This is a genomic window from Enterococcus larvae (assembly GCF_017830045.1).
GTDB lineage: Bacteria > Bacillota > Bacilli > Lactobacillales > Enterococcaceae > Enterococcus_L > Enterococcus_L larvae.
This window is the reverse complement of the sequence record NZ_JAEDXU010000003.1, coordinates 113,934-130,686: the sequence shown is the minus strand read 5'-3', so window position 1 is coordinate 130,686 and position 16,753 is coordinate 113,934. Positions and strand designations below refer to the sequence as shown.

At 42.1% G+C, this 16,753-nt stretch carries 17 protein-coding genes and 1 pseudogene; 12 read left to right on the top strand and 6 right to left on the bottom strand.

The annotated features are described in order from the left end of the window. Window positions 1–55 precede the first annotated feature (55 nt). The 8 genes from I6N96_RS07110 (at window position 56) to I6N96_RS07075 (ending at window position 8,250) form a co-directional block, all read left to right on the top strand. Complete coding sequence (locus tag I6N96_RS07110) at window positions 56–784, top strand: sugar phosphate isomerase/epimerase family protein (RefSeq protein WP_209556872.1); 729 nt, start codon at window positions 56–58, stop codon at window positions 782–784. Beyond that, the gene (locus I6N96_RS07105) at window positions 785–1,759 is read left to right on the top strand and encodes a sugar kinase (protein WP_209556871.1); all 975 of its coding nucleotides are present in this window, start codon (window positions 785–787) and stop codon (window positions 1,757–1,759) included. Further along, the gene (locus I6N96_RS07100) at window positions 1,756–2,376 is read left to right on the top strand and encodes an orotidine 5'-phosphate decarboxylase / HUMPS family protein (RefSeq protein WP_209556870.1); all 621 of its coding nucleotides are present in this window, start codon (window positions 1,756–1,758) and stop codon (window positions 2,374–2,376) included. The genes I6N96_RS07105 and I6N96_RS07100 overlap by 4 nt, the downstream gene beginning before the upstream one ends. Beyond that, the gene (gene hxlB, locus I6N96_RS07095) at window positions 2,373–2,915 is read left to right on the top strand and encodes a 6-phospho-3-hexuloisomerase (RefSeq protein WP_209556869.1); all 543 of its coding nucleotides are present in this window, start codon (window positions 2,373–2,375) and stop codon (window positions 2,913–2,915) included. The genes I6N96_RS07100 and hxlB overlap by 4 nt, the downstream gene beginning before the upstream one ends. A gap of 13 nt (window positions 2,916–2,928) precedes the next feature. Next, entirely contained in the window at window positions 2,929–4,212 is a 1,284-nt protein-coding gene (locus tag I6N96_RS07090) for a gluconate:proton symporter (RefSeq protein WP_209556868.1), read from the top strand. A 128-nt stretch (window positions 4,213–4,340) separates the two neighbouring features. After that, window positions 4,341–6,458 carry a hydantoinase/oxoprolinase family protein gene (locus I6N96_RS07085; RefSeq protein ID WP_209556867.1) on the top strand — a complete coding sequence of 706 codons (2,118 nt, stop codon included), beginning with the start codon at window positions 4,341–4,343 and terminating at the stop codon, window positions 6,456–6,458. Next, window positions 6,458–7,096, top strand: coding sequence for a hypothetical protein (locus I6N96_RS07080; protein WP_209556866.1), 639 nt, complete (start codon window positions 6,458–6,460; stop codon window positions 7,094–7,096). Before I6N96_RS07085 ends, I6N96_RS07080 begins: the two co-directional genes overlap by 1 nt. Before the next feature lie 164 nt (window positions 7,097–7,260). Next, window positions 7,261–8,250 carry an aldo/keto reductase gene (locus tag I6N96_RS07075; protein WP_209556865.1) on the top strand — a complete coding sequence of 330 codons (990 nt, stop codon included), beginning with the start codon at window positions 7,261–7,263 and terminating at the stop codon, window positions 8,248–8,250. 244 nt (window positions 8,251–8,494) lie between these two features. On the opposite strand, the gene I6N96_RS07070 is transcribed toward I6N96_RS07075, so the two are convergent. Beyond that, on the bottom strand, window positions 8,495–8,959 hold the full coding sequence (locus I6N96_RS07070; protein WP_209556864.1) for a GNAT family N-acetyltransferase: 465 nt from the start codon (window positions 8,957–8,959) through the stop codon (window positions 8,495–8,497). Window positions 8,960–9,092: 133 nt separating this feature from the next. Continuing rightward, complete coding sequence (locus tag I6N96_RS07065) at window positions 9,093–9,569, bottom strand: glutathione peroxidase (RefSeq protein ID WP_209556863.1); 477 nt, start codon at window positions 9,567–9,569, stop codon at window positions 9,093–9,095. A 166-nt stretch (window positions 9,570–9,735) separates the two neighbouring features. Here I6N96_RS07065 and scrK point away from each other — a divergent pair, with 166 nt between their 5' ends. The 3 genes from scrK (at window position 9,736) to efp (ending at window position 11,904) form a co-directional block, all read left to right on the top strand. Then, entirely contained in the window at window positions 9,736–10,617 is an 882-nt protein-coding gene (scrK, locus tag I6N96_RS07060) for a fructokinase ScrK (protein WP_209556862.1), read from the top strand. Between the two features lie 72 nt (window positions 10,618–10,689). After that, window positions 10,690–11,151 (top strand): hypothetical protein, encoded by a 462-nt coding sequence (locus I6N96_RS07055; RefSeq protein ID WP_209556861.1) that lies wholly within the window; start codon window positions 10,690–10,692, stop codon window positions 11,149–11,151. Window positions 11,152–11,343: 192 nt separating this feature from the next. Next, entirely contained in the window at window positions 11,344–11,904 is a 561-nt protein-coding gene (gene efp / locus I6N96_RS07050) for an elongation factor P (RefSeq protein ID WP_209556860.1), read from the top strand. 119 nt (window positions 11,905–12,023) lie between these two features. On the opposite strand, the gene I6N96_RS19725 is transcribed toward efp, so the two are convergent. Together I6N96_RS19725 and I6N96_RS19880 are read right to left on the bottom strand one after the other, a co-directional pair. Continuing rightward, window positions 12,024–12,464, bottom strand: a complete 441-nt coding sequence (locus tag I6N96_RS19725; RefSeq protein WP_245186890.1) for a VOC family protein — start codon at window positions 12,462–12,464, stop codon at window positions 12,024–12,026. A gap of 147 nt (window positions 12,465–12,611) precedes the next feature. Further along, window positions 12,612–12,809, bottom strand: a pseudogene (locus I6N96_RS19880) (MerR family transcriptional regulator); the annotation flags it as partial. A gap of 292 nt (window positions 12,810–13,101) precedes the next feature. Here I6N96_RS19880 and I6N96_RS07040 point away from each other — a divergent pair. Next, complete coding sequence (locus I6N96_RS07040) at window positions 13,102–13,431, top strand: thioredoxin family protein (RefSeq protein ID WP_209556858.1); 330 nt, start codon at window positions 13,102–13,104, stop codon at window positions 13,429–13,431. Between the two features lie 61 nt (window positions 13,432–13,492). On the opposite strand, the gene I6N96_RS07035 is transcribed toward I6N96_RS07040, so the two are convergent. Beyond that, a complete protein-coding gene (locus I6N96_RS07035) occupies window positions 13,493–15,685 on the bottom strand; it encodes a transglutaminaseTgpA domain-containing protein (protein ID WP_209556857.1) in 2,193 nt (730 codons plus the stop codon). Continuing rightward, entirely contained in the window at window positions 15,682–16,752 is a 1,071-nt protein-coding gene (locus I6N96_RS07030) for a DUF58 domain-containing protein (protein WP_209556856.1), read from the bottom strand. The genes I6N96_RS07035 and I6N96_RS07030 overlap by 4 nt, the downstream gene beginning before the upstream one ends. Between the last annotated feature and the right edge of the window lies 1 nt (window position 16,753).

Sequence of the window (16,753 nt, the reverse complement as noted above, 5' to 3'; positions counted from 1 at the left end):
GCTTCTTTTTACAGTTTTTGGAAACCGGTTTCCAAAAAGAAACGGAGGACAACAAATGGCGAAGATTTTCATCAATACAATTGTAAAAGAAAACACACTTACTCAAAAAGAGTTTATTAGACAACTAGCTGAATTGCAGCTTCCAATCGATGGGATAGAGATCAGACGAGAGATGCTTTCGGAGCTTCCAAAAGAAAGGAAAAAGGAATTAATCGAAATTGCTGAACTGGCAAAAGAAAATAACTGGACGATGATGTACTCTGTACCGGAATCCTTATTCTTAACACAAGGAATCAATCCCGCTTTTGATGTGTGGGTAAAAGAGCTTCAGCTTTTTAATGGGGAATCAATGAAGGTAAATACAGGGGATGTTGCTAGTATCTTGTCAGTGGATGGAAAAAGGATAAAGGAGCTGATTGCTGAAGCTGGGATTCGAGTGACGATTGAAAACGATCAAACAGCGGAAAACGGAACCTTTGAGGCAACAAAGCAGGCACTGACCAATATCTCTGAGGCAAAACTGCCAATCGGCTATACCTTTGATGTTGGCAATTGGCTAGTAATGGGGGAATCTCCGGAAGCAGCGTATCGACAGTTACAGGAGACAATTGATGTTATCCATCTAAAGAATATGGATGAAGAGAGCAAATCCGTTCTTTTAGATGAAGGGATTGCTGAGTGGCCGTTATTTATCAAAGGTCAGGAAATTATCGTTCTGGAGTATCCGATGAAATTATCTGAGATAGCAAATGAAATCAAACGAGTCATAGAGGAGGAAAATTGAATGGGAAAGATCGTGATGATCGGAGAGCCGATGGCAATGTTCGTCGCAAAAACCTCCGGAAAATTAAAAGATGTACGGGACTTTCAGATGTTTACAGCCGGAGCGGAAGTCAACGTCTCGGTAGGGGCAGTTCGCTTGGGGCATGAGGTGGAATATATCACGCAGCTGGGAAAAGATCCTTTTGGTGAATACATCCAAGAATATTTGGAACAGGAGGGGATAGGTACTTCCTTTATTCAAACAACGGCTGATTTTCCGACGGGCTTCCAGCTAAAAAATAAAGTAGAAAAAAATGATCCGGAAGTCGTTTATTTCAGAAAAGGGTCTGCTGCGTCACATTTAGGTAAAGAGCTTCTGGAAAAAATTGATTTCTCCGATGCAGATATTTTTCATGTAACGGGTATTTTTATGGCATTGAATGATATGACCTATGAACTGATCAAAGCATTGATTGTCAAAGCAAAAGAACAAGGAGCATTGATTACCTTTGACCCAAATCTGCGACCAACCTTATGGGAAAGTCAAAAACTAATGGTTGAGCGTATAAATGAAATCGCTTCCTATGCGGATTATGTGCTTCCTGGTATTGGCGAAGGCTTTATTTTGACTGGCTATGCTGAAAAAGAAGAAATTGCTGATTTTTACTTAGAGAAGGGAGCGAAGGGGGTAATCATCAAAGCTGGCTCGAATGGTGCTTATGCTAAATGTCTTCTAGAGGATGGCGGTGTGTTCGAACAAAATATGTACGGCTTCAAGCTGGAGCAGGTAATAGATACAGTTGGAGCAGGTGATGGCTTTGCGGTGGGGGTAATTACCGGCTTATTGGAAAAACTATCGATGGAGGAAATCTTGACGCGAGCTAATGCTATAGGGGCCATTCAGGTAAGCCATATCAGTGATAATGAAAATCTTCCTACACAAGAAAAATTGACGGCATTTATTGACAGCTATAAAACTAATGGAGGTATGGAATGAACATTCAAGTAGCAATTGATCGAGTAACACTGGAGCGAGCGAAGGAATTGACGGAGGAACTAAATGACGCAGACATTATAGAAATTGGGACATCTTTGACGAAGGATTATGGATTAGCTTGTGTCCATGAATTGCTTCCCTATAAAGGCTCAGCAAAATTACTGGCAGATATTAAAACGATCGATGAGGGTGCGTATGAATTTCGCCAATATTTTGAAGCTGGTGCAGATATTCTGACCGTGATGGGGGCAAGCGCAGTAGCGACTTTGGATAGCTGTTATGAGGTAACACAGCAGTACGAAAAGGAAATGCTGATCGATCTGCTGGAATGTTCAGATGAGAAAATTGCTCAAGTCAGCCACTATCCACATGCCATTTATTCCCTGCATTTTTCCAGTGATGCAGGCGGCGAGCATGATGTAGTGAAGGAAGTTCAACACTTTATCAAAAAATTCCCTGAAATCCGGCGACTGGCATTAGCTGGCGGATTGACGGAGGAATCCCTGAAGGAATTGAAGAGTACACCATTAGAAATCGGCATCATTGGCGGTGCTGTAACTAAATCTGATGAGCCGAAAGAAGCACTGAAACGAATAATCGAGGTGATAAAAGCATGAGGGAAATGACACAGATTTTAGACGAGATACAAGAAGTGATCAGTCAAGTAGAGGAAGAGCAGTTGGTAACTGTCATTCAAAGTATCCAAAAAAATAAGCGCATCTTCATTCTTGGCGAGGGGCGCAGCGGCTTACAAGGAAAAGGCTTTGCTATGAGGCTGATGCATCTTGGCTATCAGGTGTATGTGATCGGAGAGACTATTACACCTTCCATTCAATCAGGGGATCTTCTGATCGCTAGCTCAGGCTCAGGAACGACAGGAAATATTGTTCAGCTAGTAGAGAATGCACAACGAAAAGGGATAGAGATCATTGGAATCACCAGTGAACCAGCATCTCCGTTGGCTCAGTCAGCAGAAAATCTGTTGATCATCCCTGGAGCGACTAAGACAGGGAGTGGTATCCAGTCGATCCAGCTGCTGAGCAGTTTGTTCGATCAGACACTGCATATCACACTTGATTATGTTTGTCTGATGATCAGTAAAAGAGACCATGTAAGTAATGAGGATGCGAAAAAGCAACATTCAAATATGGAATAAAGGAGCGAAAAAAATGGACTTTATTATCGGCGTTATCTTATTGATTACCTATTTTCTATTGATTCGTTTTGCTGCTAAGGGCGGAAACTTGATGGTTGGATTTTTTGTAATGGCAATTATTTGGGTATTTTTCAGTATTATTGGCGGTCAGTTGACCTGGGATCAAGCCATGGTCGATGTTTTTCAAGGGGGACCGGAAAGCTGGGGAGCTACCGCAGTTATCGTGATTTTCGGAAGCTGGTTTGGTCGAATTTTGATCGAAACAGAAATTGCGTCCAGTCTAATCAAAAAAACAGTTGAACTCAGTGGAGAAAATCCGCTGTTTACGACAATTCTGCTCTGTGTAGTGACTACGTTGATTTTTACTTCAACCTTTGGAGCGGGAGCTGTTGTTGCGATCGGTATTATTGTTCTGCCGATTCTAATGTCTCTGGGCGTACCGAAACCGCTGGCAGTGACCTCATATCTAATGAGTGTCGGCAGCGGAATGTATGTAAATATTGTGTTATTCAAGCAAATGCAGGGGATTTTTACAGAGTATCAGTATGACTGGAACTATTTACGCTTTGGTTTTACGGCTTTAGGTGTTCAGTTATTGATGGTCATCTTGATGCTGGTTTTCGGATTGAGAAAAAAACGTACCTATAACTGGGCAGCAGCTGCTGCGGATATTGAAGAGCCAAAGGATGTACCGATTTTTGCATTGATCACACCAGTGATTCCCGTGGTACTGGCAATCTTCTTCGGCTGGCAGCCGATTCCGGCGTTCATAGTGGCTTCGCTTTACGCTCTAGCTGTCTGCGGTAAGCTGCCGAATTATAAAGATGGTACACGATTGATCACACGAACATTTTATGAAGGAGTCGTCGATGTCGCTTCACTTTTAGGCTTCCTGTTCATTTTACCGATGTTCAACAAGGCTTCAGGAATTGCGGCTCCATTCTTCCAAGCGGTTATTGGTGATTTCATTCCGACAAGCACACTGGTATTGGCGATTGTCTTTGCCATTTTGATTCCATTCGGCTTGTTCCGCGGACCATTGACAATATTTGGTGCAGGAAGTGCGACAGTTGGGATTCTGATGGGCATGGGTGTTTTCCCAGTAGCATTACTTTTTCCGCTGATGTATATTCCAACGATTTCAATGAACCTGTCTACCTGTCCGACACAATCATGGAACCTGTGGGCGTTAAACTACTCTAAGGTAGGTGCCAAAGAATTCATGATGACCGGTGTTCCATGGGGCTGGCTGGCAGGGGCAATCAATGTCATGATCTGTTACTTCATGTTTGGCTGATATCAGAAATAAGGTGCTGATATAACTGGTAGTTGCCGCTTGAAAAGCAGCGGATAGCTGTGTACAAGTAGATTTGACTAAATAAAGGTAGAACATGAATGGACCAACTAGAATGAGGAGGAAGAAGGATGAACAGAGCAGTTCGAGTAGGAATAGACGTTGGCGGTACCCATACAAAGGCTGTTGCCATCGATAACGATACATTTGAAATTTTGGGAATCGGCTCAGTGAAGACAACACATGATGATGCACTCGGAGTTTCTGCCGGAGTGGTTCATGCATTTGAGAAATGTTTGAATGACAATGATATTGCACCGGAAGAAGTCATGTTTATCGCTCATAGTACGACACAGGCAACGAATGCCCTATTGGAGGGAGACGTGGCAGTTACTGGTGTCATCGGTATGGGCAGCAGTTTTTTAGCAAAAAGACAATCTGTGATTAAAGACATTATTTTAGATGAAACCGGAAAAAGAAAAATCGTGACACACAACAAATATATTCCGTTGAAAAAATTTGACCAGAGTATAGCAAAACGAACGATCGAAGAGCTGGTAGGTGAAGGAGCAGAAGTGATCGTAGCTTCTAAAGCCTTTGGTGTAGACAATAAGCGAGAGGAAGAGGCAGTTGCTGATATTGGCAAGAGCATGAATATCGAAGTTTCTCAGGCGAGTGATATCAGTAAAATGTATGGACTGTCCAAAAGAACACGAACAGCGGTGATCAATGCATCGATCCTGCCGAAAATGTTTGAAACAGCAGACAGTACTGAAAACAGCGTTCGTCAAGCTGGCATCAAGGTGCCCTTGATGATCATGCGTGGCGATGGCGGTGTAATGGACATTAATGAAATGCGTAAACGTCCGGTGCTTACGATGCTGTCAGGCCCAGCGGCTTCGACTGTCGGTGCATTGATGTATCTTAAGGCATCAAATGCAATTTTCTTTGAGGTTGGCGGCACGAGTACAGATATTGGCGTCATTAAAAATGGGCGTCCTATGATCGATTATTCAGTCGTCGGCGGGCATAAAACCTTGATCAGTTCATTGGATGTACACGTTTCAGGTGTTGCTGGTGGAAGCATGGTGCGGGCAGATAGTCATAATGTTGTTGCTGTAGGACCTCGCTCCGCCCATATTGCCAAATTACCTTATGCCGCTTTTTCTAAGCCGGAAGAAATCATTGATCCTAAGGTGGTTCGTATTCAGCCGTTAGAAAATGATCCATCTGACTATATTGCGATTGAAGGGGCGGATGGGAAACGCTTTGCCATCACTGTGACCTGTGCGGCCAACGCATTGAAGCTGGTAAAAGAAGGTGACTATTCATTTGGGAACTATGAAGCCAGCTATAAAGCGGTAAAGGCATTAGCAGATGAACTGAATCTATCTGTAGAGGAAACGGCAACACAAATCATGGACAAAGCTTCTGATGTAGTAATCAAGGTCATCAATTTTCTTGCAGATAAGCACAAGGTAGAACGCAGCCAGATATCACTTGTTGGCGGCGGCGGTGGAGCAACATCCCTACTGCCTTATACAGCGAAACGAATGAGGTTGGGCTATGATATTGCTCAGCATGCGGAGGTCATTTCCTCTATTGGCGTTGCTCTGGCGATGGTTCGAGATGTAGTGGAACGGGTGATACCGAATCCAAATGCACAGGATTTAGAGGATATTCGAAATGAAGCAATCCAGTCAGCGACAAAATCAGGCGCTTCTCCTGAAACAATTGAAGTGCAGATGGAAATTGATGCGCAGACCAATAAGGTGCGGGCGATTGCGACAGGATCGACAGAAGTGAAAACAACGGATCTGGTCGCTCAAGTGGATGAAGCAGAAGCAAAAACATTGGTGGCGAAATCAATGCAGGTCACTGAGGAGCAAGTGTATTTAGTTGAAGAAAATGAATTCTTCTACTGCTTCGGTACGATGAAAAATGAACAGCAGGAATTACGGATCATTGATAAAAAAGGCTTTATCAAAATTCAGCGTGGCGATGGAGAAGCTGTCAAAACAACAGTAGGAGGTATTCGCAATATTGTTGACAAGTATTGGGAAGATCTGGCTGTTTATAAAAGTGACATCAAGCTGGCTCCGGACATCTATCTCTGTATTGGTGCGAAAGTGGTCGACTATACTGGTATGCTTGAGCTTTCTCAACTCCATATGGTCATGGACACTGAATTAATGCAGCATGGCGGCAGAGAGGAAGTAATCGTAGTCGGCGCAAGGAATAATCTGTAATGAAGACGTATATAGAACGACTCAAACAAGCATCCCAGCAGCAGTTTATCACAATAGCATTCAATCGAGATAGGATCGGCAGACGCTTAACAGAAGCGCAGCAGGAAAACCTTTGTCAACTGGCGCAGGCTGAAGGAGAAAGGCTCGGAACACAGCTGCGACAGGATTTTCCTGAAATGCTTCCTAGTGAAATCGCAAAGATATTTGGCGTGGCTGTGACATATAAAGAATATACGATCCATGAAAGCTTCACATCCATCGGTTACTTTGAGATTCCCAATCAAATCGTCGTTAATCAAAAGCTGAAAGAGAAGGATAGCTATTTCAAGGAACAGGGCTTAACAGAGATGCAATTTGATCGATGGAAGGAAATCGTTATTGCCCATGAACTGTTTCACTATATTCAGGAGCAGACAGAAGAACTGTTTGTGAATCAATACCGTGTGGAGCTGTGGAAGCTGGGACCTTATCATCATCAAAGCAGTTTTTCGCTGTTGGGAGAGATCGCCGGAATGTCTTTTGCTAAATCATTGTTGTCATTGGATTATTATCCAGGGCTGATCGAATGGTATCTGTTGTATGCCTATTTTCCGGAAAAGATGAAACAGCAGTCAGAGCTGCTTTTTCCGGAAGCATAGTGAAGAAGAGTGGACTGTTTGATAGCTGATCAATATAAGATATGAGAAAAGAAGACGAATACAGTTCTCAGTGGATGATCGCTGGGAGCTGTCTTCTTAGTTGCTTAAGGTGTAGGAACAGGAGATAATGGTTCTATAAAAATATGTTTGGAAAGGGTGCAGCAATGTTTACAGCAAATGAGCAGCGATACGATGCAGTTGATTATCGAAGAAGCGGCAAGTCAGGTGTATTGCTTCCGCCAGTTTCTCTGGGATTATGGCGAGGACATGCGCTTTCAACGCATGAAAAAACAAGAGAATTGGTCTTATCAGCTTTTGATCAAGGGGTGATTCACTTTGATTTGGCAAATAATTATGGATTGAAACCAGGTGATTCAGAAAAGGTATTTGGAAAAATCATGATGGAGGATTTAGCTGCATATAGAGATGAACTGATTATTTCTACGAAAGCGGGCTTCCTCATGGGACCGGGTCCTTATGGCGAATGGGGTTCGAAGAAATACATCACTTCCAGTTTAGATAACAGCCTAAAACGGATGAATCTGGATTATGTCGATATATTTTATACCCATCGTCCTGATCCGAATACCCCTTTTGAGGAAACGGCAGAAGCACTGGATTTGATTGTTAGACAAGGGAAGGCCTACTACATTGGGATTTCTAATTATAATACGGCAGAGACAGAGGAAATGATTCGTTTATTTAAGGAACGACGCACCCCTTTTGTCATTCATCAGATGTCTTATAATATGTTAAATAGAGAACCAAGAGACAGCGGGCTATTAGAACTTTTGAAAGACTCTGGTGTTGGCGGCATTGCTTATGGACCACTAGCAGAAGGCTTGCTGACCGACAAATTTAGTCAGCATATTCCTGATGATTTTCCGATTCATCGAACCAATAAGCAGTTGTTGGCAGGAGCAGCAAGAGCAGGAACACAAGCACGTCTTGAGAAGCTTCGACAGTTGGCAAAACAGAGAGGGCAGACACTTTCTCAAATGGCGTTGGCTTGGCTGCTGTCACAAAAAGAAATCACATCAGTTGTCGTAGGGGCAACTCAGCTGCATCACTTTGAAGATAACCTGAAGGCCTTGGATGATCTTCATTTTTCCGAAGAAGAAACAGCCGCAATCAATACGATATTGAATACTTGAAACTGTAAAAACGAAACGGTGAGTGGGACAATAATCTGTTCCCGCTCTTTTTCATACCTTAAATTAGAATAGACGGTAAGTCAGAAGCAGCTCCTACGGCAATAAGCCGGAGTGCATAAAAACTTGTGCATTTCGGCTTATGGCGTTGAATCACTGTGATTACTTACAAAGTAAGCAGAGCAGATGCTGAAAAATACCTACCTGATGCTTATAGCTAAACACGTTTGTCTCGGTCTCTGTTTTTTTAATCATGTAAGGCGATTGTTTTTTCCATGACATCATAGCAGAGGAAATCCCCATCTTTTGCTGCCAGACAGTGTGAAGCAACTTCATGATAGCCTCTATTCAGATAAATCCGTTTAGACGGAAGTGAGGCATCTAAACGGATAGCATCGCTGTTTTTTGAGATCATTCTTTCGGAAAAGTCCAATAGGGCGCGACCATGTCCTTGACCTTGGCAGTCAGGTGCTACAAATAGTCGACAGATTTCAATACCTTTAAGGGTAACGGTTCCAAGAATCGCAGCTTCTTCAATCACGAAGACCTGTTCCTGTTCAATGTCTGTTTCAATCGTTTTTATACTGTGGTGTGCTAGAAAAAAATCAACGGCACCTTCAGGATAATAATGTGGATAAATGTGTTTGATCGTTTCGTGGACAAGTGCTTTTATCATAGGTGCTTCATTCAGTAATGCCAGTCGTATCTTCAAGCGAAATCCCCCCAATTTCTTATTATGGATGATTATAGCAAAGAAACACAGAGAAAGGGATAGAAAAACAGTTTATCGTCAAATAAAATTGATGACGATAAACTGTTTTTTTACTTTTCATTTGACTGTGCCATTACTCTTTGATCAACGTTTCAATATCTTCTTCCATCTTCAGAGGATTGGTTTGCGGTGCGTAGCGATTTGCTACCTCACCGTCCTTGTCGATTAGAAATTTTGTGAAGTTCCACTTGATCGAGCTGCCTAGTGCGCCTTTGGTCTGATCCTTTAAATACTTGAATAACGGCAAGGTTTCAGCTCCGTTGACATGACAAATCTGATGCATAGGGAAAGAAACTCCGTAAGTCATACGGCAGGATTCTGCTGCTTCCTCGCTGCTGCTGACTTCTTGCTTGAACTGATTGGAAGGAAAGCCGAGAATGATCAAGCCTCTATCTTTATACTCTTCATACAATTGCTCCAACTGCTCAAACTGTGGGGCAAGGCCGCATTTTGTTGCTGTGTTGACAATGACCATTACTTGACCTTTGTATTTATCTAAAGAGTAGGTTTCACCGTTTTCCAGTGTTGCTTCAAAATCATAGACTGACATGTTGTTCACTCCGTTCTTTTTTGTTTCTTATCATAAGTATAGTACGAAAAACCAATTTCTGCACTTTTTCAAATTCGAAATATAAAAAACACGAGACAGTATCACTTTTTTAGCTTAAAATAAATGTATAGTCTTTTAAGAACTGATAGAATCGGAGGATGAAGAAATGAGCAGTATATTACTAGGCAGTATTGAAGCAGGAGGAACCAAGTTTGTCTGTGCCGTTGGAGACATGGATTTCAAGGTTCAGGAACAAACGTCTTTCCCCACAGGAGATCCGGAGGAAACGATGAAAAAAGTGATTGATTTCTTCTCAGCATACGATATTTCCGCAATAGCGATTGGCTCCTTTGGACCGGTGGACATCGATCCGCATTCAGAAAACTATGGAAAAATCCTTGCAACTCCTAAGCTGGAATGGCGTGGGTTCGATATATTATCTGCATTGAAAAAGTATTTTGATCTTCCGATTTATTTAACAACAGATGTAAATGCCAGCGCTTTTGGTGAATACACGATGGGTGCAGCGAAAGATGCAAATTCCTGTGTCTACTTTACTGTTGGGACAGGTATCGGTGGTGGTGTGATTCAAAATGGCGAGTTTATCGGCGGCTTGACTCATTTAGAAATGGGACATACCTTTGTGAAGCGCCATCCTGATGATATTGATTTTGAAGGAGTCTGTCCTTATCATGGTGCAGATTGTCTGGAAGGAGCGGCCTCTGGTCCCAGCCTTCAAGCGAGAACAGGTCTACGTGGGGAAACGGTGACAGAGGAGCACGATGTCTGGGACATAGAAGCCTATTACATTGCACAACTGGCGCTGAATACAAGATTAAATTTTGCCCCTGAAAAAATTATTTTCGGTGGTGGTGTGATGCAGCAGGAGCACTTAATGAGCAAGGTTCGCTCAATCTTTACAGAACTGAATAATGGGTATGTTGAGGTTCCACCGCTAGAGGATTATATTGTTAATCCGGCGATTCCTGAAAATGGAAGTGCAACAGTTGGGAATTTCGCCTTGGCGTTAAGGGAATTGAATAAATAAAGAAATGTAGTAGCTGAACTTGTTCACTTGCTGTTACGAGAAATCAGCTGCATAAAAAGGAGCACTCTGTAAATGCTGAAATGGTTCAAAAAGAGAAATGAACAGACGATTATTTCAAAAAATAGTCGATTCTCTGTCCGACTTGATCGAGATAGTGTCTGCATGGGCGACGATGCAACAGATCATCGAGTGACAAGGGAATTTCCTCAGGATATGACGGTTTCCCAATTATTAAAACAGCTGGTTGAGTATATTCCGAGGATGAATAACACGGTTTGGCTGATTTTAGGCGAGGGAGAGACGTTAGGCTACATTACCTTTGATGCTAAAGGAAATGCTGAGTTGGAGGTAGAAGGAGCAGATGGCCCTTTGATAAAGAGATTTTTTTCTGTTGATCTGCCGTTGGTGACCTGTTTGTATTATTACCGCAGCAAATTTTCTTGGATCGATGAAGCCCCTGGCGATAGCTTGTTGGAGAAGGTCAAAGCTGCTCAAAAAGAGCGAAGTAGAAATAGGACGTCAAGACCATTGTAGGATTCAGATGTACATTCAATAAGCAGTTCTATGTGTAAAAAGCGAATTTTTCCTTTAATATAAACGAGAAATACAAATTATTACCCCATTTTTTTAACAGGAATGCATATATTTGTATATTCTCTAGCGTATCAGTCTGTAATTTGCTACAATGAGTGGAGATTATTTTTTTAGAAAAGAGGAATTTAGACAATGATTGCAATCAGTGATCTTAAATCAGGTATGACATTCGAACAAGACGGTAAGTTGATCAAAGTATTAGAAGCCAGCCACCACAAACCTGGTAAAGGAAATACAGTTATGCGTATGAAGCTGAAAGACGTGCGTACAGGCTCAACGACTGAAACAACAATGCGTCCGGATGATAAAGTAAAAAAGGCGCATATCGATACAAAGCCGGCACAATACCTTTACAGCCAAGACGATGTAGCAATTTTTATGGATATGGAAACATATGAACAATATGAAATCCCAACAGATACGATCGAAGAAGAGCTGAAGTACCTTTTGGAAAATATGGAAGTGAAGATCCAGTTTTACGGTTCAGAAGTGATTGGTATCACGCTGCCGACTACAGTGATCTTAACTGTTGCTGAAACACAGCCTTCTATCAAGGGTGCCACAGTGACTGGTTCTGGTAAGCCTGCAACAATGGAAACAGGATTAGTTGTAAACGTTCCTGACTTCATCGAAAGCGGCGAAAAACTTGAAATCAACACACAAGAAGGTACTTACCTGAAACGTGCGAAATAAAAGAATTGCTTGAAGTCAATCAATCGATTTGACGGATAAATAAACACCAGTGAAAGGATTGCTTACAATTCCTTCACTGGTGTTTTTACACTCTTTTAGCTCTTAATAGGCAATAAATGTTAAGATGTGTGCATGTCTTCTTCAAGAATGGCAATTCTTTCTTCAAAGCTCAGATTCTCGTAAATTTGATGCAGCATCCACATATACCCGTAAGGATCGACAAACAGGGCGTTGCGAACGGCTCCGTCCATCATTTCCGTGATTGGTTGAATTTCAGTACAGCCATTTTCAAGAGCGGTTTGATAGGTCTTTTCAATATCTTCCACTGATATGTTGAACCAGATCGTATTAGGGTGCTCCTTATCAGGTGCTTTGAGTCCGTAATCGGGATTTGCATCCAGCATGTGGAATCTGGTGTTGTAAAGAGTAAACACAGCCTCGTTGCTTCCTTCAGGATAATTAGTTGCTTCTACGACCTCAATTTCAAATATCTCCTTATACAGTTCCAATGCCTTCAAGCTGTTTTTTACGACAAAATCGATTTCTGTTCCTTTGATCATTTGTTGTTCCTCCTTCAATAGCTTTAATTGTTCTTTGATTTGTTTGATTTTCTGCTGTTCATTTTCAATAGCTGTAAGAGATTGCTCCATTTTTTTCTTCAAAAGCGATTCCAGAAATTCAGCATCGTTGATACGGGTTAAGGCATCAGTGATTTCTTCTACTTTGAAGCCTGAATCCCGCAGCAATATAATTTGGTTCAGATCTGGGATTTGATGGGGACTGTACATGCGGTATCCAGTATCCGGATCAACATGAGAGGGACTGAAGATCCCATGCTCATCATAATATCTCAACATTCGAGTGGAGACATTCACTAACTTTGAAAATCGACCAATTCTATACATCGTTTCACTCCGATATTATTTTTATCATTCGAATGACATCCTTATCATAAACCTTCACACTGTGTGAAGGTCAACAATAATAATTTAAAGGGATGATTGGGCTGTAACTTGTATTGTGATTCTTCTTATCTGAAAACGTAACATAGATAGGAAAAGGACACAACTATCTGCGAGCGATAGTTGTAACTTTTGATATCTCAAGGCGAGCTTTTAGTCAGTCAGGCAACTAGATCGCCTTTTTCCACCTGATTGTGCTATAGTAATGGGGAATTGGGAGAAGGGAGCTGAGTCAATGGTCAAATTACATCAGATAGAAGAAATCGATGCATTTATCCACACGCATGAATTTGCATTTGTATACATATCGCAACCTGATTGCTCGGTCTGTCATTCTGTTCTGCCAAAGCTTAAAGAATTGCTAAAAAGCTATCCGGATATTGTATTGGGAGAAGTAGATGGTGCAGAAATTCCGCAGGTGACAGCTGCTTACCAAGTCTTTTCAGCACCTACCTTATTGTTGTTTATCAATGGGAAAGAATATATACGAGAAGGTCGCTTTGTACAATTTCAGAAGCTGGCGTTCGATCTGGATCGCTTCTATACCGTTCTAAAGAAAGCATAGATAATCTAAAAAATCTCGTTGGAGGACCTCCTCTAACGAGATTTTTTTAATCGATAAATGGCTAATTTTTTTTAGGACGGACAGCTAAGATTTCAGCTGTCTGATCAAGCAGCGGACGCCATTTGCGGCGATCCATCTGCTGTTTTCCATAAAGTGATTCTTCATATATTTTCGTAAGTGCAATGAAGCTCCCATCAAATCGAGGATTGTCATCTTCAAAATGCTGTGCATAACGTGCTAGAGGCTCGTTCGCAGCTCTGGTATATTGCTTCTCTGCTTGCCTTAGAATCAATAAATAAGTGTTGTTGAAATCATTTGGTTTGATTCGTCGATAAAGTCGATAACGAAGCAAGAAGTAATTTTTTCTCAAGAAAAGAGCACCAATAACAGCGAGTAGGATTCCAATGAAGCTGCTGCTCCATTTTAATAAAGAGCGCCATTCAGTAGAACTGCTCTCTGTCTTTTCTACTGAACTACTTTCACTTGTATTGGCTGAACTACTTGAATCGTTTACTTCATTGCTTGAAGCGATAGTGCTTGATTCTAGCGTTTCAGAAGAATCGACGCTTTCTACGGCTGGTTCTGCAGGTGTGTCTGGATTATCAAAGCTTGGTGTTGGTTCAAAAGGAATCCAGCCATAGCCTTCAAAATAAACTTCAGGCCATGAATGGGCGTGGCTGTTCCTGATGGTGTATTCCAGAAGTCCATCCTGTTCACCAGTTACCTCTCCCGGCGCAAACCCCTTCGCCCAACGACTGGGGATTCCCTGCGCACGAAGCAAGACAACCATCGCAGTAGAAAAATTATCACAATAGCCGACCTTTGAGTCGAACAGGAAATGCTCGACATAATCCTGATCACTCGCTGGATACGTAGTATCAGTCTTCGAATAGCGAAACTCTTCATTGGTTTTCAAATACTGTTCTACAGCCTTTACTTTTCCGTATAGACTTGTTTCGTTGTGTGTCAGTTCGTTCGCCAGTGTGATGGTACGATCAGATACACTCGTTGGCAACTCGAAGTATTGAGAGGTCACACCGCTTTCTGCAGCTATCTGCCAATCATCTGAGTAAAAGCTGTAATCCGACAATAAAACATTCTGCAAATCGTCTTCTTCGTAAGCCAGCTCCTGCCAGTAAAGCTGGAATTCTTTAGGTGCTTCTTTTAAATTGATTCGATTTTTCTCACTGATCTCTTCGGCACCGCCGATTCCATTAAGGGGGAGCTGTACTCTGCCGTAAGGCTGAGGGAGATAGCTGACAGCGTCAGTGAATGCCAGCCTGATTACTGCTTCAGGTCCGAGCGGTCCGGAATATCCAACATCCTCAAGTATCAGGGTGTCTTGATTCCCGATAAAATGAAGTGAACTGTTAGAGTTTTCCCAACCCTTTCCAGTATAAGTATCTTTGGTTTCGATCCGCCAATAGTGTGGGTCTTGCTGGTAGGCAGTGAATACGACAGCAGCATCATCCAACAAGGGTCCGCCTAATTGCTGATCATCTTCGCTAAAGCCGCTTTTGGAAAGACCTGATTGCCCATATTGAGCAATGTGCTGATAAAGCCCCAGCTGATTGAAGTAATCACGAATTGAATCAGTTTGTATGAATAAGAAGCTCCGGGCTTGTGGGAACAGCTGCTGAAAAGAATAAGCTGCTCCCGCCAAAAGTGCAAACACCATCATGCTCAAGACAAAAGACTGGCTTCTTCGAGAACGGCTTATCGTGTCCGGCAGCTTTTTCAATTGATGAAAAAGCAATGCTGTACAAGTGATCAAAAGTAATGAGCCGCTCAATTCCAGCTGATTGAATGCCACTAATAACAGCTGGTAGCCAACAATCAGCAAATAGCTCAGCCATGGTCGCTCATAGTGGATCATCAAGACTGCCAAGGCAATCAGGAAGAAGAGAATGATGACTAAGGCAATCGTCTGAGGCATATAACTTAGCTCGCCGGATAGAATCTGATTGTAGGAAAGCGTAACCTCGTCAACAAGTGCTGTGAACCATTCAAGGCTAAAAGAATGTCCTAGAGGAAAATAGTTGTACAGCAAAATAATATAGCTGATCAGATAAAGTGGAAATGTGATCAGAAAATCTTTGAACAATAGTGTGATCAAGCAGATAACAGCCAGCATTCCAATAAACAGAGGACTGTTTCCAAGTTGATAAACCTCGAGAAATGGCGGACTGGCGATAGTCAGGATAAAGAAGGCCAAGATAGCGAAGAGCCAGTTTTTTTTCACTCGATCCCTCATTGTCCCACCTCCATTGTGTCGATGTAGATAACTTGGTCCTTGTAATGAAGGCAAAGACGACCAGCATTGGTTGTAACAAGCAGAATCTCATTGGTTCGTGCCAGCAGCTGCAATTGCTCTTGGAGCTTTTCGGTTTGCTCCGGTGCAAAAATGAGTAGTTTTTTATTGGTAGAGAACGGGATTTCCGGCTCTTCAGAGAACGGCTGGAGTGCAGCAAGTACGTATTCTTCCGGCGTGTCTGAAGAATAGTCAGCCAGCAGTTTTGTTCTGTAGGTCATCCGTCCATTCAAGTGCCGTGTTACAGAATAATAAATGGACAACAGCTCTTCAAAATACGTATGAGCCTGTCCGTAGAATAGAATACAGGTTTCCTGTTCTTGTTCCTGCTCATATTCCTTTACGATCAGTTCGCTTCTTTTGCTGGATTGCTTCCAGTCGATCATTCGTAATGGATCGCCTACCTGGTGCTCTCGAAAATCACGGATCATAAAGGTCCGATTGCCAAATGGGACATAAAAATTTGGCTGGACAGTCAAAACAGCTTGCAGTAATTTTTCTGCTAAGTCATTATTTACTTTCGGCAGGACTGGAAATGGACCTGTCAATAGTTGAACGGATTGCTTAGATATCAGTTTCAAGAAATCAGTGCTGTGAATGGACACAGGCAGCTCTGAAAAAAAACCTCTTTTTGTCGGTACCCAATGAAAGGTCAACACTTTTCTATTTCCTGTATACGCTAAGAAAAAATAGTTTTCTTTTTCTACGGAGGTCGACTGCGTGACTGTCACTCCATATAATGGTAATAACAGTGGGCGGTCCGTATATATTTCCACAGCCAGCTGACTGCTCTGATTGACAAGATAAGTACTACTTTCAATCATTGCCAATCGGAGCTTTTTATGTGAAGGAATCAGACTGATGAAGTTTGCAGCCAATAAAAAGGTAAGGAAAAAAAATAGCGCCCAACCACTTGAATTATTGAAAACGACAGCATAAAAGAAGAGAGCAAGATAAAAAAGCAGAACTGGAATCATTCGCAAGATGTTTCTCAGTAAATTATTTTTCATA